Source organism: Plantibacter sp. CFBP 8798 (assembly GCF_014841195.1).
GTDB lineage: Bacteria > Actinomycetota > Actinomycetes > Actinomycetales > Microbacteriaceae > Plantibacter > Plantibacter auratus.
Genome location: NZ_JACYTS010000001.1, coordinates 906,706 through 928,991 on the forward strand (window position 1 = coordinate 906,706; position 22,286 = coordinate 928,991).

Below are 22,286 nucleotides of genomic sequence, written 5' to 3' on the forward strand. Positions count from 1 at the left end.
AACGGGTCGTCAGTCGAGGCTCAGAGCTCGAAGGAGAAGCCGAGGTCCTCGGGGTACTCGCCGAGCTCGGTGAGGCCGGTCGCCGCGCGCTGGAGGGCGGCGAGGGTCAGGCCGAGCGTGCCGGGGCCGAAGCTGACGCGTGAGACGCCGAGTTCAGCGAGGCGCTTGAGCGGGACCGCGCCGGGGTAGCCGATGACGGAGATGCGTCCGTGCACCTGCTCGATCGCCTTGGCGACGAGCTCCTCCGTGCCGAGTCCGAGGAAGAAGACGACGTCCGCACCGGCCTCGAGGTAGGCGTTGGCGCGCGCGACGGCCTCGTCCCACGCCTCGGGGTCGCCTGCGAGGGTGTCGACCCGGGCGTTGATGACGAGCGGGATGCCCGCGTCTTCTGCTCCGGCGCGAGCGGCGGCGACGCGGGCCGCGGCCTCCTCGATCGGGAACTGCGGGGCCTTCGCGGCACCGACGGAGTCCTCGAGGTTGATGCCGACGGCACCCGACTCGACGATGAGGCGGCGGACGTTCTCGCGAACTCCGGCCGCGTCGGAGGCGTAGCCCTTCTCGAAGTCGATCGTCACCGGCAGGTCGACGGCGCCCACGATGATCTTCGCGGCGGCGATCGCCTCATCGACGTCGAGGCCGCCGCCGTCTTCGAGCCCGCGGACGTTCGACACCGAGTGGCTCGCCGAGGCGAGGGCGACGACGCCGGGGGCTTCGGAGACGACTTTCGCGGTGATGGCGTCCCAGACGTTGGTGACGATGAGCGGGGAACCCGGCTCGTGGAGGGAGTTGAGGAGGACGGCTTTGGCATGCTGATCGGTCATGTCCGCAGTCTGTCAGCGGACGTCCGCCGCCTAGCCGACAAGCGTCGAGAATTCAGGGAACGTTCGGGTTGGCTGCGGTTCCCGGCTCGTCGGGGCCGCTCCCGTGACGCAAGACGAGGGCGGTCCGCGCGTCAGCCCACGCCGCCGGTGGACCGGGCGGGCAGGATGCCGTGCGTATCATTGGTGGCCGAAGGAAGGCGTTCCCATGACGAAACCGCCGACGGTCTACGACGTCGCGCACCACGCCGGCGTCTCCATCGCGACGGTCTCGCGGGTGCTCAGCCGCCCCGACGACGTGAAACCGGCCACGCGAGACCGCGTGCTCGCCTCGGTCGGTGAACTCGGGTACGTCCCGAGTGGGGCCGCACGAGGACTCGCCGCGCGCCGCACCGGCGTCATCGGCCTGTTCTTCCAGGGGCTCGACGCGATGGACGACCTCGGGGACATCGCCCTCGAGGGTGACGAAGCGGCGGCCGGGGGAGCGCGCATCGTCCGCGACATCCCGGAGCGGACCGACACACGGACGCTCAACCTCTACTTCGACGAGGTGCTGCGCGGCTGCGAGCTGGAGTCCTGGCGGAGCGGGTTCGCACTGCTCGTCGGCGTCGGACGGGGATCCACGGCGACGCAGACCGTGCGCGACATGGCAGGTCGGGTGGACGGCCTCATGGTGTTGGCCGGGAGCGCGAGCGAGGAGGAGCTCGCGCGCCTGTCGCGGCACGTCCCGATCGTCGTGATGGCGGGGCCCCGGCGCGGCGACGACCTCGACCACGTCTCCGTGAGCAACGCCGAGGGGATGCGCACGCTCACGGCGCACCTCATCGACGACCTCGGTGCCCGAGAGCTCGAGTACGTGGCCGGAAGCCTCGGCTCGCCCGATGACGCGGAGCGCTGGAGTGGCTTCCGCGCGGCCCTCGCGGACCGGTCGCTCGTCGCCCCGGAGGAGCCGACCCTCCGCGGCGACTTCACCCGCGAGGGCGGGCGACGGGTCGGTCGGGAGCTGTTCCGACGCGACGGGCTGCCGCGGGCCGTCGTGTGCGCCAACGACCAGATGGCGCTCGGTGTGATCGACGCCGCCAGGATCGCCGGGGTCGCGGTCCCGGAGGAGCTCATCGTCACCGGATTCGACGGCATCGACGCCGGCCGCCTGTCCGCTCCGCGGCTCACGACGGTCCGGCAGCCGATGGAGACGCTCGGCCGGGTCTCCGTGCAGGCACTCGCCCGTCGTCTCGCCGAACCGAAGCTGCCCGCGATGTCCGTCCGACTCCCCGTCGAGGTCGTCCTCCGCGAGAGTTCCGAGTCGATCACGTCCTGATCATCGCCTCCCCTCGCGTTCACCATTCAGGAAGCCCGCGGCGTGCCGCGGCGCGTCCGTCCGCCACGAGGTCGCCGCGCCGAGGCTCTCCTGAATTGCGAACAGGACCGGATGTCCGACACGGGTTGCGCCGGGCAATGTATGCGCTTACACTCGACCGGTACAGACTTCAGCAAGGACGGTGGCGATGACGCACACGACGCACGAGCGGACCAAGGTCCGCAGGCGCAGACGACTCGGAGCAGCGGCGATGATCGCCGCGGCGGCCCTGCTCGTCTCCGGCTGCAGCATCCAGATCAAGAGCGAGCCGGATCCCTCGATCCCCGCCGACACGATGCTGCTGGCCTCCGACAAGGGCACCCCGATGCTCGAGCGGAACTTCAACCCCTACCTCGTGAACAAGCGCTCGGCCTCGAGTTACATCTACGAGCCGCTCGTGATCATCAACGTGCTCGACGGCAAGGAGACGCCGTGGCTCGCCGAGAAGGTCGACCTCCCGGACGCCCGCACGATCGACTACACGATCCGCGACGGCGCCACCTGGTCCGACGGTGAAGCCTTCACCCCTGAGGACGTCAAGTTCACCTTCGACCTCATCAAGCAGTACCCGACGCTCGACCAGAAGGGCGCCTGGCAGCACATCGACACGATCGAGGTGAAGGGCCAGCACGTCATCATGCACCTGCTCGACGACGACGCCCCCGCGGCCGACATCGTCTCGCAGACGCTCATCGTCCCGGAGCACATCTGGAAGGACGTCAAGAGCCCCGACACCTGGCGGAACCCGAACCCGGTCGGCACCGGCCCCTACGTCCTCGGCAACTACACCTCGCAGCAGTACACGATGGACAAGAACGAGACGTACTGGCAGGCCGACAAGATCGAGGTCAACCACCTCGTGATCCCCGCGGCCACCGGTGAACTCGACATCGTGACCAAGGGCTTCGACTGGGCGTACTCGTTCCTGTCGAACGTCGAAGGCACCTGGGGTGCGGCAAACGACCACAACAAGTTCTGGTTCCCGCCGGGAGGCGTGATCGGGCTCGTGCCCAACATGGACGTCGCCCCGTTCGACAACGTCGACGTCCGTCGCGGCATCGCCCTGGCGCTCGACCGCGACAAGATCGCCGACGCAGCGACCGAGGGCTACCTCGGTGCCGCCGGCCAGTCGAGCCTTATGCTCCCCAACCAGGAGGCAGAACTCGACCCGACCCTGCCGAACCAGGGCATGATCACGCAGGACACCGCCGGCGCCCTCGAGGCCTTCGCGGCCGCTGGGTACACCCAGCAGGGCGGCAAGCTCGTCGACGCGGCGGGCAAGCAGTTCAGCTTCTCGATCACGACCGCCAACGGCTACGCGGACTGGCTCCGCGCGGTCCAGGAGGTCCGCAAGGAGCTCGGCGCCCTCGGCATCGACGTGCAGATCAAGCAGCCGCAGCCGCCGGGGTACCAGCAGGCGATCCAGAGCGGCGCCTTCGAGGTCGCCATGGGTGGCATGGGCAACGGCATCATGTTCCAGGGCTTCAACAACAGCTTCAACAGCGAGTTCGCGAAGCCGATCGGCGAGACGACGTCCAGCAACTTCGGTCGTTACCGCAACCCGCAGATGGACCAGCTGCTCGCCCAGTACAAGGAGACCACCGACGAGGCCACTCGCCTGGGGCTGAGTCACCAGATGCAGCAGATCGTCTACAGCGACTTCCCGGTCATCGGCATGTACTACGGCGGACTCTGGGGCCTCTACAACGACAAGAAGTTCACCGGCTGGCCCGATGCGGACAACCCCTACGCGCCGCTGCAGACCTACGACCAGACCCCGCTCCTCGTGTTCACGCACCTCAAGCTCCGGAAGGACGGTGAGTGACCGTGTACATGGTGCGCAAACTCGGCCTCTTCGTCCTCACCCTGTGGGCGGCGGTCACGCTGAACTTCCTCCTGCCGCGGCTCATGCCCGGCTCCCCGACCGACGCCGCGATCGCGAAGCTCGCGCAGAACGGCCCGGTCTCCGCGGCCACGCGTGCGGCGATCGAGGCCCAACTCGGTGTCCCCGGCGGCAACCTCTGGGAGCAGTACGTCACGTACCTCCACCAGGTCGTCACGCTCGACTTCGGGGTCTCGTACACCTTCTTCCCGCAGTCGGTCGGTGAGCTCATCTGGCAGGCGTTCCCGTACACGATCATCCTGCTCGGGATCGTGACGATCGTCGCCTTCATCCTCGGCACCCTCATCGGCGTGCTCGCGGCCTGGCGGCGGAACACCTGGCTCGACGCCCTGCCGACGCTGAGCGGCACCTTCGCCAGCACGTTCCCGTACTTCTGGACCGCACTGCTCCTGCTGTTCTTCGCCGGCTACGTGCTCCACTGGTTCCCGACCTCGGGTGCCTTCGGCCCGACGGCTTCGCCTGCCTTCACCTGGGACTTCATCGTCGACGTCGCGTACCACGCGGTGCTGCCGGCGCTGACGATCCTCGTGACGAGCCTCGGTGGCTGGATCATCGGCATGCGCAACGCGATGATCAACACCCTCGGTGACGACTACGTGACCTTCGCCGAGGCGAACGGTCTCCGTGGTCGCACGGTCGCCATCAAGTACGCGGCCCGCAACGCGATCCTCCCGAACCTCACCGGCTTCGGGCTCGCGCTCGGCGGTGTGGTCGGCGGCTCGATCCTCGTGGAGCAGGTCTTCGGATACCCGGGCATCGGCTTCCTCCTGTTCAACGCGGTGATCGGACAGGACTACCCGCTCATGCAGGCGCTCTTCCTGCTCATCACCGTGAGCGTGCTCATCGCCAACTTCCTCGTCGACATCCTGTACGGCGTACTCGACCCAAGGACCCGCCGATGACCACCACACAGCACGTCAAGACACTGCAGTCCGACGCACCCGTCCGTCCGCCGCGGAGGTTCGCCTTCATCGGTCGATCGGCGGCGACGCTCTGGGCCAACTGGAAGTCCCGCCTCGGGCTCATCATCCTCGCGTTCTTCATCCTCGTCGCGATCTTCGCCCCGGTGCTCGCACCGTACGGCGCGAGCCAGGACGGGTTCCCCCGGAACGCCGACTCGAGTCCCGAGCACTGGTTCGGGACGACGGCGGCGGGCGAGGACGTCCTCAGCCAGCTCATCTACGGTTCGCAGATCAGCGTCACGGTCGGTTTCATCGCCGGCATCCTGTCGACGATCGTCGCCGTCCTGATCGGCCTCAGCTGGGGCTACATCAAGGGCTTCGGCGCCGAGGTCGTGAACTTCATCGTCAACCTGTTCCTCGTGGTGCCCGGCCTGCCGCTCATGATCGTCATCGCCGCGTACCTCCAGAACGGTGGGCTCGTGATGATCGTCGCGGTCATCGTCATCACCGGGTGGGCGTGGGGTGCCCGCGTGCTCCGCAGCCAGACGCAGTCGCTGCGTTCGCGTGACTTCGTGACCGCGGCCCGCTTCTCCGGCGACCGACCGTTCCGCATCGTGTTCAACGAGATCCTGCCGAACATGACGTCCCTCATCGCCGGTGGCTTCTTCGGTGCCGCGACGAGTGCGATCCTCGCGGAGGCCGGCCTCGAGTTCCTGGGCCTCGGCGACTCGTCGATCGTCAGCTGGGGCACCATCCTCTACTGGGCGCAGAACTCCAACGCCCTGCTCACCGGTCAGTGGATCCTCCTCTTCGCCCCCGGTCTCTGCATCGCGCTCCTCGCGATGAGCCTCACCCTCATCAACTTCGGTGTCGACGCGATCAGCAACCCGCGCCTCCGTGAAGGGAAGTCACGATGAACGCCGTCAACCTCCAGGCCGAGAGCGCATCCGCGCCGGCAGCCGGGACCGGAGCGCTCCTCGAGGTCCGCGACCTGTCCGTCGTCTACGAGTCCGTCGGCGCCGCGCCGGTCCAGGCGGTCGACCACGTGTCGTTCTCCGTCGGTGCCGGTGAGTTCATCGGGCTCGTCGGCGAGTCCGGCTCCGGGAAGTCGACGCTCGGCTTCGCGGCCACCCGCTTGCAGAAGCCGCCTGCCCGCATCAACGGCGGGCAGATCCTCTTCGGTGGCAAGGACATCCGCGAGCTCGGCGACGAGGCGCTCCGTGAGCAGCGTCAGGGCGGCTTCGCCATGGTGCTGCAGTCGGGCATGAACGCACTCAACCCGGTCCGCACGATCCGCAACCACTTCGTGGACATCTTCAAGGCGCACGGCCACGTCTCCCGCGACCGCTGGGACGCCCGGATGGCCGAGCTGGTCGACAAGGTCGGGCTGACGCCGCAGGTGCTCGCGCGTTTCCCCGGCGAGCTGTCCGGCGGCATGCGTCAGCGCGTGTCCATCGCACTGGCCCTGTCGCTCGAGCCCCGCCTCATGGTGTTCGACGAGCCGACCACCGCGCTCGACGTCCTCGTGCAGCACGCGATCATGGACACGATCACCGAGCTGCAGCAGGCCGAGGGGTTCACCGCCATCCTCATCAGCCACGACCTCGGCGTCGTGCTCGAGGCGACGCAGCGCGTGCTCGTCATGCACGAGGGTCGCATCGTCGAGGACGCCCCGAGTCGCGACATCCTCGAGCGTCCGCAGGACCCGTACACGCGGATGCTGCTCAGTCACTACGCCGACCCGCGCGCCGCGGTCGTCGAGCTGCCCGGCTTCCCCTCGCGTGCGAACCGGGGCACTGCTCCGGTGTCCGGCACCACGACGAGCGTCCCGACCGCGACGAGCGCGAGCTCCGAGTCGGGCAAGGCCTCGTCGCGCGCCGGTCGTTCGGCCGAGTCGGCGGTCATCGTCGACGCCGTCTCGAAGGTCTACCCGCCGCCGCGCCGCGGTGAGTCCGCGGTGACGGCCGTCGACGACGTGTCGTTCACGCTCGAACCCGGCCAGTCGCTCGCGCTCGTCGGGGCCTCGGGCTCCGGCAAGTCGACCATCGCGAAGCTCATCACGGGCATCGAGAAGCCGACCTCCGGCGCGGTCCGCTTCGGTGACCTCGACGTCGCCCAGCTGAACCGCAAGGGCATCCGGAACCTGCACAAGAACGTGCAGATGATCTTCCAGGACCCCTACGCGGCCCTCAACCCGCTGCACACGGTCGAGTACACGCTCACCCGCCCGGTGGTGAACTTCACCGGGCTGAAGGGCGACGCCGTCCGCAAACGGGTGCTCGAACTCCTCGAGACGGTGGGCCTCTCGCCGGTCGAGCAGTTTGCGGCGAAGCTGCCCCACCAGCTCTCCGGTGGACAGCGGCAGCGCGTCGTGATCGCCCGGGCGCTCGCGAGCGACCCGCAGGTGCTCATCGCCGACGAGCCCGTGTCGATGCTCGACGTGTCGCTGCGTGCCGGTGTGCTCGCACTGCTCGAGGACCTGCGCGAGCAGTGGGGCGTCTCGATGCTCTACATCACGCACGACCTGCTGTCGGCGCGACTCGTGACCGACAACATCATGGTCCTCAACCAGGGTCGCGTCGTCGAACGTGGCGAGACCGCGCACGTCCTGCAGCACCCGCAGGATCCGTACACGATCCAGCTGCTCGACGCCGTCCCCAACCCGGCCCGCGCCAAGCGCTGACGCCCGTCCCGTCCCTGCGTTTTCCCCGGCCCCGGCGCCCACCCTTCCGGTCCCTGAGCTTGTCGAAGGGCCCGGTCTTCCTCCCGGTCCCTGAGCTTGTCGAAGGGCCACACCTCTACATGAAACAGGAGCAACACCCGTGCTGACCTTCCCCGACGGCTTCCTCTGGGGCGCCGCCACCGCTGCCCACCAGATCGAGGGCAACAACATCAACAGCAACTGGTGGGTGCACGAGCACGAAGCCGGGACGAACATCGTCGAGCCCTCGGGTGACGCGATGGACAGCTACCACCGCTACCGCGAGGACATGCAGCTGCTCGCCGACGCCGGGCTCAACACCTACCGGTTCAGCATCGAGTGGGCGCGGATCGAGCCCGAGCGCGGCATCGTCTCGCGTGCCGAGGTCGACCACTACCGTCGCATGGTCGACACCGCGCACGAGCTGGGACTCAACCCGGTCGTCACGCTCATGCACTTCACGGTGCCGCGCTGGTTCGAGCGCGACGGGTTCTGGCGGGCGAAGGACGCCGCCGACCTCTTCGCGCGGTACACCGAGCTGACCCTGCCGATCGTCGGCGAGGGTGTCGATCACGTCTGCACCATCAACGAGCCGAACATCGCCGCGATGCTCGCCGGTGGTGAGGACGCGGCGAACCTCGTCGCGTACGGCCTGCCGAACCCGGACCTGTTCGTGGCGGATGCTCTCCTCGAGTCCCACAAGCGTTCGCGCGAGGTGCTCTCGCAGGTGTCCGGCCTGAAGTCCGGCTGGACCATCGCGACGCAGGCGTTCCGGTCGAACGGTGAGCCGGGCTCCGACGAGATGCTGCGCGAGTACGGCTACCCGCGTGACGACTGGTACCTCGAGCAGTCCGCCGGCGACGATTTCCTCGGCGTCCAGGCGTACACGCGCACGTTCATCGGGCCGAAGGGTCCGCTGCCCGTCGAGGACGGCGTCGAGACGACGCTCACCGGTTGGGAGTTCTACCCTCCGGCCGCAGCCGAGGGCGTGCGGAGCGCCTGGGAGCTGTCGGGCGGGGTGCCGATCATGATCACCGAGAACGGCATCGCGACCTCAGACGACACGCGTCGGATCGACTACACGGACGGCGCCCTGCGCGAGCTGCACGCCTGCATCCAGGACGGGATCCAGCTCGAGGGGTACCTCCACTGGAGCGCGCTCGACAACTACGAGTGGGCGAGCGGCTTCCGACCGACCTTCGGCCTCATCGCCGTCGATCGCGAGACCTTCGTGCGTACGCCGAAGCCGAGCCTCGCGTGGCTCGGGAACGTCGCGAAGGCGAACGGCCTCACGGAGTAGCTGAAGTGGTGCCGTCCCCAACTCAGGAGATGTCCGGTGTGTCGGGCTCGTGTGGGTTGCGACACGCGTCGGAGTCCTGAGATAGGGGCGCCGGGGTCGCGTGTGGTTTGGTCGTCCCCAACTCAGGAGATGTCCGGTGTGTCGGGCTGGTGTGGGTGGCGACACGCGACGGAGTCCTGAGAACGGGACGGTGGGTCGAACGGAGAGAGCCCCGGGCAGCGATTGCTGCCCGGGGCTCTGTGCATGGTGTTCGGCTGGGGTCCGCATGGGCGGAAGACGCCGGCGGCCGGTCAGCGCTCGCTGCGGGGGCCGCGACCGAAGCGACCACGCGGGCCGTGCTCGTGCGCTGTGTGCTCGTCCCGGCCGAAGGCTCGGGCGATGCTCTCGAGGCTGGCGAGCGTCGTCGCGAGGTCCTCGGGCGAGACGGCGTCGGCGACGGTCTGGCGGACCGCGTCGACCTTGGTGCGGAGCGCGTCGTGCGCCTCGCGACCGGTGTCCGTCAGGGTGATGCCGTCGGCGTCGACGATGACCCAGCCGCGGGCGGCGAAGTCCATGACGATGTCCGCGGTCGAGCGACGAGGGCCGCGGTGGTGGCCGTGGCCCGGGCCGAACGGTGCGCCGCCGGGTCGGTGATCACGACCGAAGCCGCGACCGGACTCGAGGCCGCGCCCGAAGGCCCGATCGCGAGCGGGGTGGCCGTGCTCGTGGCCGCTCGGACGCTCGGCGGATGCGGTGTCCGCCGTCGTCTCGGCGGTGCGCTCCGGGCGACCGAAGCCGCGACCGGGGCCGAACCCGCCGCGGCGGCCGAACCGTTCGGGGCTGCGCGGTCCGTGGCGGTGTGGCGGGAGCGAGGCGTCGATCTCCTCGACGCTCGACGCGCCGGAGGCGATGAGCTCGAGCGTGCGCCAGCTGCGGCGGCCGAGGCCGTCCTCGGCGAGCACCTCGTGCATCGAGTGCTTGAGCGCGTGATCGACGGTGCGGAGCCAGAAGCCGAGCGGGCGCTCGGCGGACTGGGTGGTGGACTGCTCTGGGGAAGTCGTGGGGGTGTTCATGGGTGGTCTCCTTATTTGCATGCTCTGTTACATGTAAATGTATAATGACATGTATGTCCGATGATCGTCAAGCGCAGCCCAGCGAACCCACAGCAACCGACCCGGTGGAGATGATCGAGCAGGCCCTCGTCCAGATTCGACGGGACCAGTCAGGCCGTCGCTTCGGCGGACGCGGTGGGCGCGGTGGGCCCGGTCATCACCACCACGATGAGCACGGGGGCGGTCATCGGCACGACGCTGACGGCGGCGCTGAGGACGAACGCGGGCGTGGGCGCGGTCCGGGCTTCGGACCCGGCTTCGGTGGACCCTGGGGTCCAGGCGGTGGCGCCCGTCACCCGCGCGAGCAGGCGATCGCCCAGGCGGCTCGATTCCGGATGCTGGACGCGCTCGCTCGTGACGAGGCGGCCGGTGGCATGGGGATCAGTGCGCTCGCGGAGTCGATCGGCGTCGACCAGCCGCGGGCGAGTCGGCTCGTGGCCGAAGCGACGAAGCGCGGCGAGGTCGCTCGCGCGGTCGACCCGAACGACGGTCGACGCAGCGTGGTGCAGCTGAGCGCCGCCGGCCGCGCGGTCCTGCAGGAGGCGCGCCGGGGTCGACGCGACGCGGTCACGACCGCGCTCTCGGGGTTCACGCCCGGGGAGGCGGCCCAGTTCGCCGCGTACCTCGAGCGCTTCGTCGCCGCGTGGCCGCGCCCCGACACCGACCGGTAGCTCGCCCGCCTGATCCTCGGGCCAGGGTTCGCAATTCAGGAGGAGTCAGGCGTGTCGGCCTGGGGATGGCCGTCTCGCGGGAGAACCGCCGGGGCGCTCCTGCGTTGTGGACGGTGAGGCGGCATCGGGACTCGGCCCTCGCTACTCGGGGCGGAGGCGGAGCTCCTGCATCCCGCCGTCGACGGCGATCGAGGTGCCGGTCGTTGAGCCTGATCGCGGGCTCGCCAGGTAGGCGACGGCACCGGCGACCTCGGTCGCGGCGACGAGTCGGCCATGCGGCTGGCGTGCCTCGAGTGCGGCGCGTTCGGCGGCCGGGTCGGCGGCGCTGTCGAGCAGCCGGCCAACCCAGGGGGTGTCGGCCGTGCCCGGGTTGACGCAGTTCACCCGGATGCCCTCGCGCAGGTGGTCGGCGGCCATCGCTCGCGTCAAGGACAGCACGGCTCCCTTCGTCGCCGTGTAGAGCGCGCGCTGGGGGAGTCCCGCCGTCGCGGCGATCGACGCGGTGTTCACGATCGCGGCCGACGGCGACTCGCGCAGGTGTGGGAGGGCCGCGCGCGTCACGCGAGCCATGCCGACCACGTTGATGTCGAAGACGCGGTGCCACTCGTCGTCGTCGTTGGACTCGATGGTGCCCTGCGCGCCGATACCGGCGTTGTTCACGATGATGTCGAGGCGGCCGAACCGTGCGACGACGGCGTCGATCGCCGCGCGGACCGACGCGTCGTCGGCGACGTTCGCCCGCACCGACAGGCGGGTGGCGGAGTCCTCGTCGGGCGACGGGTTCAGGTCGAGGATCGCGACGCTCGCGCCAGCTGCGGCGAGGCGTTCGACGATCGCGGCGCCGATCCCCGAAGCGCCGCCGGTGACGATCGCGACGAGTCCGTCGAACTCGCCGGTGTCTGCCGCGCTCATGCGCGGGCTCCGAGTGCCTCGGCGGGCTTGGCAGACGGCGCGATTCCGGGGACCGGGTCGACGAACCGCTGTCGCTGGCGGCCGAGGCCCTCGATCTCGACCTCGCAGACGTCGCCCGGTGCGAGGTAGGGGAACCGGCCGGAGAGCGCGACGCCCTCGGGTGTGCCGGTCAGGACCAGGTCGCCGGGTTCGAGCTGCAGGTACTGGCTGAGGTGCCAGATGACGGTGGCGACGTCGAAGATGAGGTCGGCCGTGCTCGAGTCCTGGCGCGGTTCGCCGTTGACCCAGCTGCGGAGTCGCAGGGCGCCGGCGTCGACCTCGTCCGGCGTCACGAGCCAGGGGCCGGTCGGGTTGAAGCCCGGAGCGCACTTGCCCTTCGACCACTGCCCGCCGCTCGCCGCCATCTGGAAGTCGCGCTCCGACACGTCGTTCGCGGTGACGAAGCCGGCGATGCGGCCGAGGGCGTCCTCAGGGCTGTCGAGGTAGGAGGTGCGCTCGCCGATGACGACGCCCAGCTCGACCTCCCAATCGGTCTTCGTGCTGCCGCGCGGGATGCGGACGTCGTCGTTCGGGCCGACGACCGTGTTCGGCGTCTTCAGGAACATGATCGGGATCTCGGGCGGAGCGGATCCGGACTCCGCCGCATGCGCCGCGTAGTTCATGCCGATGCAGACGACCGCACTCGGCCGGGCGATCGGAGCGCCGATCCGGAGCTCGTCGGCGCCGTCGAGGACGGGGAGCGCACCCGACTCGAGCGCGGCGCGAACGCGGGCGACGCCGCCGCCGGCGAGGAACGCTCCGTCGATGTCGGGGGTGATCGATCGGAGGTCGTAGGCGGTGTCGCCCGCGAACACGACGGGGGTCTCCCCGTCCGCGGGGCCGAGTCTGGCGAAGCGCATGCTGGTCCTTCCGGTTCCGCCGGTGCCCGCGTGCGGACCCGGCTCCGTAGCCGATAACGTCTGAACTCTACCGCCCGATCCGGCCGTCGCAACAGGTGATCTGGTCCACGCTGGGCGCATTGACAGCCCAGACATCGGATGTCTAAGCTCGGTGGCACCAGCCCGAAGGAGCATGCCGACGTGAGTACCATCATCGGATTCGAGACGCACGACGTCCGGTTCCCGACCTCGACCACCCTCGACGGCTCGGACGCCATGAACCCCGACCCCGATTACTCCGCCGCCTACCTGCGGCTCGTGACGGACGCGGACGACGGTCACGAGGGCCACGGCTTCGTCTTCACGATCGGACGCGGCAACGACGTCGAGGTCGCAGCGATCACCGCCCTCCGGGAGCACCTCCTCGGTCGCGAGGTCGAGCCCGTGCTCGACGCCCTCGGAGCCTTCTGGCGCGAACTCGTCTACGACTCTCAGCTCCGGTGGCTCGGCCCCGAGAAGGGCGTCATGCACATGGCGATCGGCGCCGTCGTCAACGCGCTCTGGGACCTCAAGGCCAAACGTGCCGGCCTGCCGCTCTGGCGGCTGCTCGCCATGATGACGCCGGAGGAGCTCGTCGAGCTCGTCGACTTCCGCTACCTGAGCGACGTCCTCACCCCGGATGACGCCCTCACGATCCTCCGACGCGCCGAACCGGGACGGGAGGCCAGGATCGAGGCCCTGCTCGCAGCCGGGTACCCCGCCTACACGACCACGCCCGGGTGGCTCGGCTACTCCGACGAGAAGCTCGACCGCCTGTGTCGCGAAGCGGTCGCTGACGGATTCACACAGGTCAAACTCAAGGTCGGCGGGAACGTGGAAGACGACGTCCGTCGCCTCGTCATCGCCCGCAACGCCGTGGGACCCGACATTCGGATCGCCGTCGACGCCAACCAGCGGTGGGACGTCGCGGAGGCGATCGACTGGATGTCGCGACTCGCCCCCTACGGCATCGCCTGGATCGAGGAGCCGACGAGCCCCGACGACATCCTCGGCCACGCGGCGATCGCCCGCGGCGTCGCCCCGATCCCGGTCGCGACCGGCGAGCACATGGCCAACCGCATCATGTTCAAGCAGTTCCTGCAGGCCGACGCCCTCCAGGTGCTCCAGATCGACTCCACGCGGGTCGCCGGCGTGAACGAGAACATCACGATCCTCCTCCTGGCCGCGAAGTTCGGTGTCCCGGTCTGCCCGCACGCCGGTGGCGTCGGGCTGTGCGAAGCGGTGCAGCACCTCTCGATGTTCGACTTCATCGCCGTGTCCGGGAGCGAGGATGGACGCATGATCGAATTCGTCGACCACCTGCACGAGCACTTCGTCGAGCCCGTCGAGATCGTTGCCGGCCGATACCGCGCGCCGCTCGCCCCCGGCGGCGGTTCGGAGATGCTCGCGACGTCGATCGCCGAGTTCACCTTCCGGGGCGCCGGTGCCTGACCTGCTCGTCCCGCGGCTCGCGTACGGCGCCGCCAACCTCGGCAACCTCTACCGCGAGCTCAGCGATGAGGAGGCCTGGGCGATCCTCGATGCGGCCTGGGAACACGGCGTCCGCTTCTACGACACGGCTCCGCACTACGGCCTCGGTCTCTCCGAGCGTCGGCTCGGCGCCTTCCTGCGGACGAAACCGCGCGACGAGTACGTCCTGTCCACCAAGGTCGGCCGTCTCCTCGTGCCGAACCCCGCGGGGGAGGGTGCGCTCGACACCGACAACGACTTCGTCGTCCCGGCGACCTTGCGGCGCGAGTGGGACGCGAGCGAGGCCGGCGTGCGGCGCTCGCTCGACGAGTCCCTCGAACGACTCGGACTCGACCACGTCGACGTGCTCTACCTCCACGACCCCGAACGCAACGATCCGGAGTCCGGGATCTCCGAGGGGATACCGGCGCTCGCCGCCCTCCGCGATGAAGGACTCGTCGGGGCGGTCGGGATCGGGTCGATGGACGTCGCCGCACTCCTCGCCGCGGTGCGCACGGGCCTGACCGATCTCATCATGATCGCCGGTCGGTACACGCTCGCCGAGCAGCCGGCGGGCGAGGAGGTGCTGCCCGCCTGTCTGGAACACGGGGTCGGTGTGGTCGCTGCCTCGGTGTTCAACTCCGGCCTGCTGGCCCGCGCCGTCCCCGACCGCGACGGACGCTACGAGTACGGTGCCGTCCCGCCGGAGGTCTTCGACCGCGCCGTCGACATCGCCGAGATCTGCCGTCGGTTCGAGGTCGAACTGCCCGCGGCCGCCCTCCAGTTCCCGCTCCGCCACCCCGCCGTGCGGACGGTCGCGGTCGGCGCCTCGCGGCCGGAGCAGATGATCCAGAACGTGGAGCGCTTCGAGGCTCCGATCCCCGAGACCTTCTGGACGGAGCTGCGCACCAGAGGGCTGCTCGGCTGATGCGGACGATCGACGCGCACCTCCATCTGTGGAATCGCGCCGACGGGTATCACTGGCTCGCTTCGGCCGACGAGGCACTTCGCGAGGACTTCACGCCGGAGTGCGCGGCCGCGGAGCTGCAGGCGGCCGGTGTCGATGCGGCGGTCCTCGTCCAGGCCGACGACACCGAGCTCGACACGATGTCCATGCTCAGCGCATCGGACGCTTTCAGTTGGGTGGCCGGCGTCGTCGGCTGGGTGCCGATCGACGATGCGAAGCGGGCCGAGGCCCTGCTCGACCGTTGGGGCGCGCATCCACGGTTCCGCGGCGTTCGTCAGCTGCTGCACGACGATCCCCGGGACGGACTGCTCCTTGCCGCCCCCGCCCGCCGGCTGGCGGCGGTCCTCGCGGACCGGGGGCTTCCGCTCGACCTCCCGAACGCCTTCCCTCGGCTGCTCAGTGACGCCACCGGACTCGCGCGGCTGGAGGAGGGGCTGACGATCGTCGTCGACCACCTCGCGAAGCCGCCGCGCGACGATCAGGCCTTCGCACGATGGGCGACCGAGCTGGCCGCGGCGGCGGCGTCACCGAACGTGGTCGCGAAGGTGTCCGGCCTCAACTGTGCCGGTCGGCCGTTCGTGGCGGCCGACGTGCGTCGGGCCTGGGACACCGCGCTCGCCTGCTTCGGACCCGAGCGGTTGATGCTCGGCGGCGACTGGCCGATGACCGTCACGAGCGGTGGGTACGGTGCGGTCTGGCACGAGCTGTCCGGTCTCGTCGACGAGTTGTCGCCGTCGGAACGCGATGCACTCCGTGGCGGGACGGCGACGCGCGTCTACCGGCTCGACCCCCGCGGGCCGGTCGGCGACGACGGACTGACATGATCGGGCAGACGGATGGACACGGAACCATGACGAGGAGGTCACCATGCTGACAGGGATCGACCCGGTGCTGAGCGGCGAACTGCTGCTGCACCTGGACGCGATGGGACATTCGGACGCGGTGGTGATCGCCGACGCGCACTTCCCGGCCGCCCGACTCGGCGAAAGGGTCGTGGTCCTCCCGACGCTGTCGACGCCGGAGGTCCTCCGAGCGGTGCGCACGGTGATCCCGCTCGACGACGAGCCCGTGCTCGACCTCATGGCGAGCGCCGACGGCACGGTGCTCGACGTCCAGCGGGAACTCATCGCAGCCGCCAGCACGACCGAGGACGCCGTGCGCTTCGTCGACCGCTTCGCCTACTACGACGAGGCCGCCACGGCGTTCCTCATCATCCGCACGGGCGAGACCAGGAAGTACGGGAACGTCACCCTGCGGAAGGGGCTCGTGCTCCCAGGCGCCTGACCCGCCCGTGGGCTGCGGTCGCTCACCAGCAGAGCGCGACGATCGCGGCACCGACGACGGCGTAGATCCCCGAGAGGACCTGCCGACCGCGGGTGCGGGGTGCGACCGCGGTCTCGACCGTCGCCCCGTGCTCGTCGATGGTCCGCTTCGGCTTGGGTGCGTGCCAGGGGAGAGTGTTCCAGCGGAGTGCTGCGCCAGCGAGTCCGAAGCCGACGATCGCGACGGCGAGGACCCAGGCCCAGGACCAGACGCCGACCGGCGCGGCGAGGGCGCGGGCGAGGGCGAGGATCACGATGCTGTCCACCGCGTCGACGACCAGTCGGTAGCGCTCGGTCGCCGCCCAGCGTCCCGTACTCCACGCGTGGACGACCTGGAGGGCGAGGACCCACGCGACGACGAGGGCGACGACGGCGGGGATCAGGATCTCGATCATCGTGCTGCTCCGATCTGCTCGAGGAGGGCGACGCCGGCCGCATCGACCGACTCCTGGGTCGCCGAGACGAGGACCACCGTGGTGCCGGTCGCCGGAACGACGCCGACGAAGGACGCGAAGCCGCCCGTGGCACCGTTGTGCCAGACGAGGTCCTCGCCGTCGATCGCCGTCCGATCGGTGATCCAGGCCCAGCCGATCTCGCGATCGCCGAACGCCGCCTGTGGAGCGAGTGCCTCGATGCCCGGCGCGCTGCCGTCGGCCAGTCGTTCCGCGAAACGCGCGAGATCCTCCGTGTCCGAGCGGATGCCGCCGGCAGGCCCGATCGCCGTGCCGGTCCATGCTGCGGCGGTCCGTCCGCCGGCGGTCTCGCCGAGGAGGTCGCGGCCGCCGAGGTCGGCCGCATCGCTCACGGGGCTGGTCGAGTCGAGTCCCATCGGACCGGTGATCCGCTCCTCGAGGAGGTCGGCGTAGCTGGTGCCGGCTGCCGAGCCGAGGGCGGCACCGAGCAGTTCGAAACCGAGGTTGGAGTAGGTGCCCTTCGGGGTGTCGAGGGACGCGGACCGCGCCTGCTCGAGCAGCTGGTCGAGGTCCTCGCCGTACGGATTCGCCGTCGTGAGCGCGAACCACGCCGAGGAGAGGATCGTCGAGAGGTCGATCGGCAGCCGGGGCAGGCCGGAGGTGTGGGTGGCGAGCTGCGCGAGGGTGACGTCCGCCGCTGGCGCGTCGCCCAGTTCGAGGAGGTCACCGAGCCTGGTCTCCGGGGTGACCTCGCCGCGCTCGATCGCGTCGGCGAGCAACAGTCCCGTGAAGGCCTTGCTCACCGATCCGATCTCGAACCGGGTGTCCGGCTGGGCGCCGATCGTCGCGGTGCGGGTGCCGTCCGGGGTGACCACGACGGCCAGCAGGGCCTTGCGGTCGGGGCCGGCGAGCTCGCGGACGGTGGCCGCGAGTTCGGCGTCGCCCGTCGCCTCGGAGGGAAGCGTCGAGGGCCCTGGCCGGAAGGCGAGCCCGATCGCGAGTGCGACGGCGGTGCTGACAACGGCGATGACCCAGACCCGTCTGGGTCGGGACGTGCTGCGTGGTGTGGTGGTCATGCGGGGTCCTTCCTGGGGTCGGTGGTCATTCCATGGCGGCGACGGCGACGAGCAGCGGGACGAGTCGCATGGGTGGGACCGCGACCCGTCCGCGGCCGGCGGGCTGCAGCCAGCCGGCGGCCGTCAGGACGCGGACGTGGTGGTAGACCTGGCCGGTCGTCCCGATGCCGTCGAGTTCGCCGAGGTCCGCGAGTGCGGAGGTGCCGTTGGCGACGGCCAGGAGCAGCTGCAGTCGGACGGGGGAGCCGATGGCTGCGAGTCGTGCCGCCGCCGTCGCGAGTGGACCGGAGCCTGCTGATTCCGCGGCGTCGGGGTCGTCACCGAGCGCGAGGAGGTCGTCGGTCGCTCTGGCGTACTGCCACTGCACGGGTCCACCGCCCGCGACGACCGATCCGGTGAAGAGGACCGCCCCGTGCTCGAGCGCCGCCGTGCGCTGTTCGAGCCCGCGGAGCGCCCAGAAGGTGTCGTCGGCATCGCCCGTCGCGGACGCGACGTCGTCCGGTCGCTCGGTGGTCGTGTCGTCGTCGGCCGGTCGGGCGAACACGGCGGCTTCGAGACGCGCGAGACGTGCCTCGAGATCGCCGGGGTCGATGGTCGTCATGACCTAAGTGTACAAATATCGTAATTACGAAATCAAGCTAGAAGGTCCGATGGCCCGAGCGGTGGCGGCGCGTGTCACACCCGCGAGGCGAGCCGCCCCTGCTTCGCGTGCACCGGGATCAGTAGTCCGAGGCCGATGAGCAGCACGAGCACGATCCCGAGGATCCCCCAGAACTGCGCCCCACCGAGCGTGACGAACAGTGCGAAGGCGGTCGGCGCGAGGAAGGACACGGCGCGGCCGGTCGTGGCGTAGAGGCCGAAGACCTCACCCTCGCGGCCCTCGGGGATGATGCGCGCCAGGAACGAGCGGCTCGCCGACTGCGCGGGGCCGACGAACAGGCACAGCATGAGGCCGAAGATCCAGAAGATCGTCGCGCCGCCCTCGTGGAGGAAGAACACGGCGCTTCCCGCGACGACGAGGCCGATGAGCGACGCGACGATGACGGGTTTCGGCCCCACCTTGTCGTCGAGCAGGCCGATCGTGATCGTCGCGATCCCGGCGACGACGTTGGCGGCGATCGCGAAGATGATCACCTCGCCGGGTGAGAAGCCGAAGGTCCCCGCGGCCAGGACGCCACCGAAGGTGAAGACACCGGCGAGCCCGTCGCGGAACACGGCGCTCGCGAGCAGGAAGTAGAGCGTCTGTCGGCTGTCGCGCCAGAGTTCCGCGATGCTCTTGGCAAGGACGCCGTAGGAGGCGAAGAACCCGACGTGCGGCCGGGCGACAGCCTGGGGTGCGTGGTACTCGGGCACCGCGAACAGCACGGGCAGGGCGAAGATCCCGAACCACGCCGCAGACACGAGCATCGCGACGCGGACGTCCATGCCGTCTTCGCCGGTGACGCCGAAGAGTCCGACCTCGGGGGAGATGAAGCCGAAGTAGACGATGAGCAGCAGCACGATGCCGCCGATGTACCCCATGCCCCAGCCGAGACCGGAGACCTTGCCGATGGAGGTGGGCGTCGACACCTGGGCGAGCATCGCGTTGTAGTTGACGCCGGCGAACTCGAACACGATGTTGCCGACCGCGAGGAGGACGAGGCCCAGCCAGAGGAAGTTCGGATCGGGGGCGACGAAGAAGAGGAGCGCGGTGATCGCGACGACGACGTAGGTGTTGAAGCCGAGCCAGAACTTCCGCCGCCCGGCGGAGTCCGACCGCTGGCCGACGACCGGCGCGAGGATCGCGATCAGCAGCCCGGCGGCGGCGAGCGCCCACCCGAGGGACGCCGACACCGCGGCCTCCTCGCCGAACGAGTCACTCGTCAGATAGACGGTGAACACGAAGGTGGTGACGACGGCGTTGAACGACGCCGAGCCCCAGTCCCACAGGCTCCACGCGAAGATGCGACCCTTACGACCCGCCTGCGCTTTCACGGCGGCGACCTGCGAGGTGTCGAGGTCGACGGTGGCTGCTGCGGCGTCGGGGGTGACGAGCGGTGGTGGCGGGAAGTTGCGGGGCCGGGATCCGAGACGCGGGGCTTCGTCGCCGTGCCCGCCTGTCCGGCCGGTGTCGTCGGTGCCACCTGGGGGAGTCGTGCTCATGCACTGAGGCTAGTGCCGCGTGGTGAACGGGCGGTAGCGCGGAGGCCCGGCGTTGCAGTCGACGACACCGAACTCTACATTTGATATTTCAAGGACATCGAGCGTAGCAGCCCCGATGCTCACGACCGACCTGAGGTGGTGGAGACACCGTGCTTGAACGACGAAAGACACTGCAACGATGAGCCTGGAAGCACGCGATCTCTCCTTCGGCTATTCACTGCATCGCCGCGACCCGGTCCACGTGTTGCGGGGGGTGAGTCTTTCTGTAGCCGCCGGTGAGTCGTTGGCGGTCGTCGGGCCCTCGGGATCCGGGAAGTCGACACTCTTGCACTGCCTATCTGGTCTCCGAGCGCCGACACATGGAAGCGTCGTGGCGTTGGGGACGGAGCTGTCATCCCTGACCGAGTGGGGTCGTTCCCGATTCCGGCGGCGGTCCGTCGGCTTCGTGTTTCAGGACTACAACCTGATCCCCTCCATTAACGTGCGGGACAATCTCGCGTTGCCAGCGCTCTTCGCCGGTCGCGCAGCCGGGCGTCAGGCGGTCGCAGATATCGCCGCAGACATCGGACTGTCGTCGCGCCTCCGGCATCGCCCGGACGAGCTGTCAGGCGGTGAACGGCAGCGCGTCGCGATCGGCCGGGTGTTGCTGTCGCAGGCTGAATTGGTCTTCGCCGACGAACCCACCGGTGCACTTGACACGTCGTCAGGACGGGTCGTGCTCGACCTCCTGTTCGGATCGCTCGGTCCCGAACGCACGATGGTGATGGTTACCCATGACCTCGATGCTGCTGCGCGGGCGGATCGTGTGCTGGTCCTCTGTGACGGTTCTGTCCACGCCGAGCTGACGTCCGCCACCCCGGCAGCGCTCTGGTCCGCCATCGAAACGGCCCGCGCGGACAGTGTCCATACGTCCGTGGGAGCATGACGATGGCCGGTCTCGTTCTCCGCACACTCCTGCAGCAGTGGCGGGTGTGGATCTCCCTGCTCCTGTTCCTGGCACTCGCGAACGCGCTCCTTGTCAGCGTGGGAGCGCTCGTGGAGGTCGCCGATCGGCTGCCCGTCCGGGAACAGCGCATCGTCCGGAATCTGAGCACGCCGATGTCCGGGATGGCCTCGGTCGCCGTCTTCGTCATCACCTCGAGCGCGGTCTCCTTGGCGGTGCAACTCCAGCGTCGACCGTTCGCGACCTGGAAGCTCGCGGGGATGTCGTCAGTGCGGATCGCCGGCGTCCTTGTGTCGCAGCTGATCGTGCTCGGGACCGTGGGTGGAGCGCTCGGGCTGCCGCTGGCCCTATTGGTCGCACCGCGGTTCACCAGCTGGGTCCTGCAGGCCAACGCGGTCACCGCGATCGTCGATGCCCCGGCGAGCACGCTGGTGCTCCTGTCGACCTGGGCGCTGCTCATCGGCATCCTGTTGCTCGCCGGTCTGCAAGGTGTCGGCTCGATCCTCCGGGTACCGGCGGTCGACGCGGTCCTGAGCGCGGAAGTCGTCCGCCGTCGCCCGACCGCGTTCAGGCTCACGCTCAGCCTGGTCATGTCGGCGGCGGTCCTCGCAGTGGCGGCCGGAATGGTCGGTTCGGCTAGCGGCGACGTGTCCAGTCGGCTCGGTCTCCTAGTAGGCCTCGCGATGCTCCTGTCGTTGCTCATCATCCCGCTGATCGCGCTGCACGTCTCGCGGATCGCTGCACTGTTCCTCGCGGCGTGGACATGGATCGTCCCACGTCGGTGGTCGACGGCTTGGTACCTCGCGCGTCGTGGCTGCGCCTTCCGCTTGGATCGTGTAGGCGTCTCCCTCGTTCCGCTCTACGTCGCGGTCGCCCTCGCGAATTCGATCTACACCGTGTTCGAGACCGCCGATTCCGCCAGGAGGGCGGCCGGGCTTGTGCCCGCCGGCGAGCACGGCATCAACCACTCCGGCGTCTGGACCATTCTCGGTCCGACGGTCGTCCTGGCGATCGCCGGCACCGCGACGGTCGTGGTGATGGCTGCTCGTGAGCGGGCGCGCGAGCGCGCGCTGCTGGCTGTGGGCGGCGTCAGTCACCGCTCGATCGTCGGAGCCGTCGTCGTCGAAGCCTTCATGTATGCCGTGACCGCGACGTTCCTCGGGCTCCTGACGGCAGCGGCTGTCTCAGCGGTGGAGGCTGAGGCGTTCGGTCGCCTCGAAGCGGGGGCGCGCCCGGTGCTCGCCGTCGCGCCAGGCCTCGCGGTCGGCGCTGGAGGCTTCTGTGTGCTGGCTGCCGCCCTCGCTTTGCCCGCGGCGCTGGAGCATGGTCGGGCCGCGGTGGACAGGCTCGCTCGCTGAAGGTTCGCTGGGACGAGGATCGT

The 22,286-nt window shown here is 69.6% G+C and carries 22 protein-coding genes; 13 read left to right on the forward strand and 9 right to left on the reverse strand.

Translation table 11 applies throughout. The annotated features are described in order from the left end of the window. Positions 1–20: 20 nt before the first annotated feature. A complete protein-coding gene (locus IFU30_RS04365) occupies positions 21–821 on the reverse strand; it encodes an isocitrate lyase/PEP mutase family protein (RefSeq protein ID WP_064297138.1) in 801 nt (266 codons plus the stop codon). A gap of 205 nt (positions 822–1,026) precedes the next feature. Between IFU30_RS04365 and IFU30_RS04370 the strand changes: the two genes are divergently transcribed. The 6 genes from IFU30_RS04370 to IFU30_RS04395 all read left to right on the forward strand — a co-directional run bounded on the left by IFU30_RS04370 (position 1,027) and on the right by IFU30_RS04395 (position 8,981). Further along, positions 1,027–2,136: a LacI family DNA-binding transcriptional regulator gene (locus IFU30_RS04370; protein ID WP_192004435.1), complete on the forward strand. Its 1,110-nt coding sequence runs from the start codon at positions 1,027–1,029 to the stop codon at positions 2,134–2,136. A gap of 187 nt (positions 2,137–2,323) precedes the next feature. Continuing rightward, positions 2,324–4,000, forward strand: coding sequence for an ABC transporter substrate-binding protein (locus IFU30_RS04375; protein WP_191940389.1), 1,677 nt, complete (start codon positions 2,324–2,326; stop codon positions 3,998–4,000). Between the two features lie 8 nt (positions 4,001–4,008). Continuing rightward, positions 4,009–4,980, forward strand: coding sequence for an ABC transporter permease (locus IFU30_RS04380; protein WP_085512196.1), 972 nt, complete (start codon positions 4,009–4,011; stop codon positions 4,978–4,980). Beyond that, the gene (locus tag IFU30_RS04385) at positions 4,977–5,897 is read left to right on the forward strand and encodes an ABC transporter permease (protein ID WP_124768560.1); all 921 of its coding nucleotides are present in this window, start codon (positions 4,977–4,979) and stop codon (positions 5,895–5,897) included. Before IFU30_RS04380 ends, IFU30_RS04385 begins: the two co-directional genes overlap by 4 nt. Beyond that, positions 5,894–7,663, forward strand: a complete 1,770-nt coding sequence (locus tag IFU30_RS04390) for an ABC transporter ATP-binding protein (RefSeq protein WP_159877481.1) — start codon at positions 5,894–5,896, stop codon at positions 7,661–7,663. Before IFU30_RS04385 ends, IFU30_RS04390 begins: the two co-directional genes overlap by 4 nt. Before the next feature lie 139 nt (positions 7,664–7,802). Next, positions 7,803–8,981: a glycoside hydrolase family 1 protein gene (locus IFU30_RS04395; protein WP_124768561.1), complete on the forward strand. Its 1,179-nt coding sequence runs from the start codon at positions 7,803–7,805 to the stop codon at positions 8,979–8,981. A gap of 290 nt (positions 8,982–9,271) precedes the next feature. Here IFU30_RS04395 and IFU30_RS04400 read toward each other — a convergent pair whose 3' ends face one another. Together IFU30_RS04400 and IFU30_RS20295 are read right to left on the reverse strand one after the other, a co-directional pair. Then, positions 9,272–10,033: a hypothetical protein gene (locus tag IFU30_RS04400; protein ID WP_192004436.1), complete on the reverse strand. Its 762-nt coding sequence runs from the start codon at positions 10,031–10,033 to the stop codon at positions 9,272–9,274. Between the two features lie 149 nt (positions 10,034–10,182). Beyond that, the gene (locus IFU30_RS20295; RefSeq protein ID WP_249404632.1) at positions 10,183–10,368 is read right to left on the reverse strand and encodes a hypothetical protein; all 186 of its coding nucleotides are present in this window, start codon (positions 10,366–10,368) and stop codon (positions 10,183–10,185) included. A 39-nt stretch (positions 10,369–10,407) separates the two neighbouring features. Here IFU30_RS20295 and IFU30_RS20300 point away from each other — a divergent pair, with 39 nt between their 5' ends. Then, positions 10,408–10,743: a MarR family winged helix-turn-helix transcriptional regulator gene (locus IFU30_RS20300; protein ID WP_249404633.1), complete on the forward strand. Its 336-nt coding sequence runs from the start codon at positions 10,408–10,410 to the stop codon at positions 10,741–10,743. Positions 10,744–10,884: 141 nt separating this feature from the next. Here IFU30_RS20300 and IFU30_RS04410 read toward each other — a convergent pair whose 3' ends face one another. Together IFU30_RS04410 and IFU30_RS04415 are read right to left on the reverse strand one after the other, a co-directional pair. Continuing rightward, positions 10,885–11,655 (reverse strand): SDR family NAD(P)-dependent oxidoreductase, encoded by a 771-nt coding sequence (locus IFU30_RS04410; RefSeq protein WP_079704937.1) that lies wholly within the window; start codon positions 11,653–11,655, stop codon positions 10,885–10,887. Continuing rightward, entirely contained in the window at positions 11,652–12,554 is a 903-nt protein-coding gene (locus tag IFU30_RS04415; protein ID WP_192004437.1) for a fumarylacetoacetate hydrolase family protein, read from the reverse strand. Before IFU30_RS04415 ends, IFU30_RS04410 begins: the two co-directional genes overlap by 4 nt. Before the next feature lie 180 nt (positions 12,555–12,734). Here IFU30_RS04415 and IFU30_RS04420 point away from each other — a divergent pair, with 180 nt between their 5' ends. The 4 genes from IFU30_RS04420 to IFU30_RS04435 are packed head-to-tail and all read left to right on the forward strand — an operon-like array spanning position 12,735 to position 16,293. Then, positions 12,735–14,024: an L-fuconate dehydratase gene (locus tag IFU30_RS04420; protein ID WP_192004438.1), complete on the forward strand. Its 1,290-nt coding sequence runs from the start codon at positions 12,735–12,737 to the stop codon at positions 14,022–14,024. Then, on the forward strand, positions 14,017–14,970 hold the full coding sequence (locus IFU30_RS04425; RefSeq protein WP_085511962.1) for an aldo/keto reductase: 954 nt from the start codon (positions 14,017–14,019) through the stop codon (positions 14,968–14,970). The genes IFU30_RS04420 and IFU30_RS04425 overlap by 8 nt, the downstream gene beginning before the upstream one ends. Beyond that, positions 14,970–15,833 carry an amidohydrolase family protein gene (locus IFU30_RS04430; RefSeq protein WP_192004439.1) on the forward strand — a complete coding sequence of 288 codons (864 nt, stop codon included), beginning with the start codon at positions 14,970–14,972 and terminating at the stop codon, positions 15,831–15,833. The genes IFU30_RS04425 and IFU30_RS04430 overlap by 1 nt, the downstream gene beginning before the upstream one ends. A 43-nt stretch (positions 15,834–15,876) precedes the next feature. Next, positions 15,877–16,293, forward strand: coding sequence for an RbsD/FucU family protein (locus IFU30_RS04435; RefSeq protein ID WP_192004440.1), 417 nt, complete (start codon positions 15,877–15,879; stop codon positions 16,291–16,293). 22 nt (positions 16,294–16,315) lie between these two features. Here IFU30_RS04435 and IFU30_RS04440 read toward each other — a convergent pair whose 3' ends face one another. The 4 genes from IFU30_RS04440 to IFU30_RS04455 form a co-directional block, all read right to left on the reverse strand. After that, positions 16,316–16,726, reverse strand: coding sequence for a hypothetical protein (locus IFU30_RS04440; protein ID WP_192004441.1), 411 nt, complete (start codon positions 16,724–16,726; stop codon positions 16,316–16,318). Further along, positions 16,723–17,820 carry a serine hydrolase domain-containing protein gene (locus IFU30_RS04445; protein WP_192004442.1) on the reverse strand — a complete coding sequence of 366 codons (1,098 nt, stop codon included), beginning with the start codon at positions 17,818–17,820 and terminating at the stop codon, positions 16,723–16,725. Before IFU30_RS04445 ends, IFU30_RS04440 begins: the two co-directional genes overlap by 4 nt. Positions 17,821–17,845: 25 nt before the next feature. After that, positions 17,846–18,421, reverse strand: coding sequence for an ArsR family transcriptional regulator (locus tag IFU30_RS04450; RefSeq protein WP_192004443.1), 576 nt, complete (start codon positions 18,419–18,421; stop codon positions 17,846–17,848). Between the two features lie 74 nt (positions 18,422–18,495). Continuing rightward, entirely contained in the window at positions 18,496–19,962 is a 1,467-nt protein-coding gene (locus IFU30_RS04455) for an MFS transporter (protein ID WP_192004444.1), read from the reverse strand. A 178-nt stretch (positions 19,963–20,140) separates the two neighbouring features. Between IFU30_RS04455 and IFU30_RS04460 the strand changes: the two genes are divergently transcribed. After that, on the forward strand, positions 20,141–20,887 hold the full coding sequence (locus IFU30_RS04460) for an ABC transporter ATP-binding protein (RefSeq protein WP_192004445.1): 747 nt from the start codon (positions 20,141–20,143) through the stop codon (positions 20,885–20,887). Between the two features lie 2 nt (positions 20,888–20,889). Further along, positions 20,890–22,263: an FtsX-like permease family protein gene (locus IFU30_RS04465; protein WP_192004446.1), complete on the forward strand. Its 1,374-nt coding sequence runs from the start codon at positions 20,890–20,892 to the stop codon at positions 22,261–22,263. The last annotated feature ends 23 nt before the right edge of the window (positions 22,264–22,286 follow it).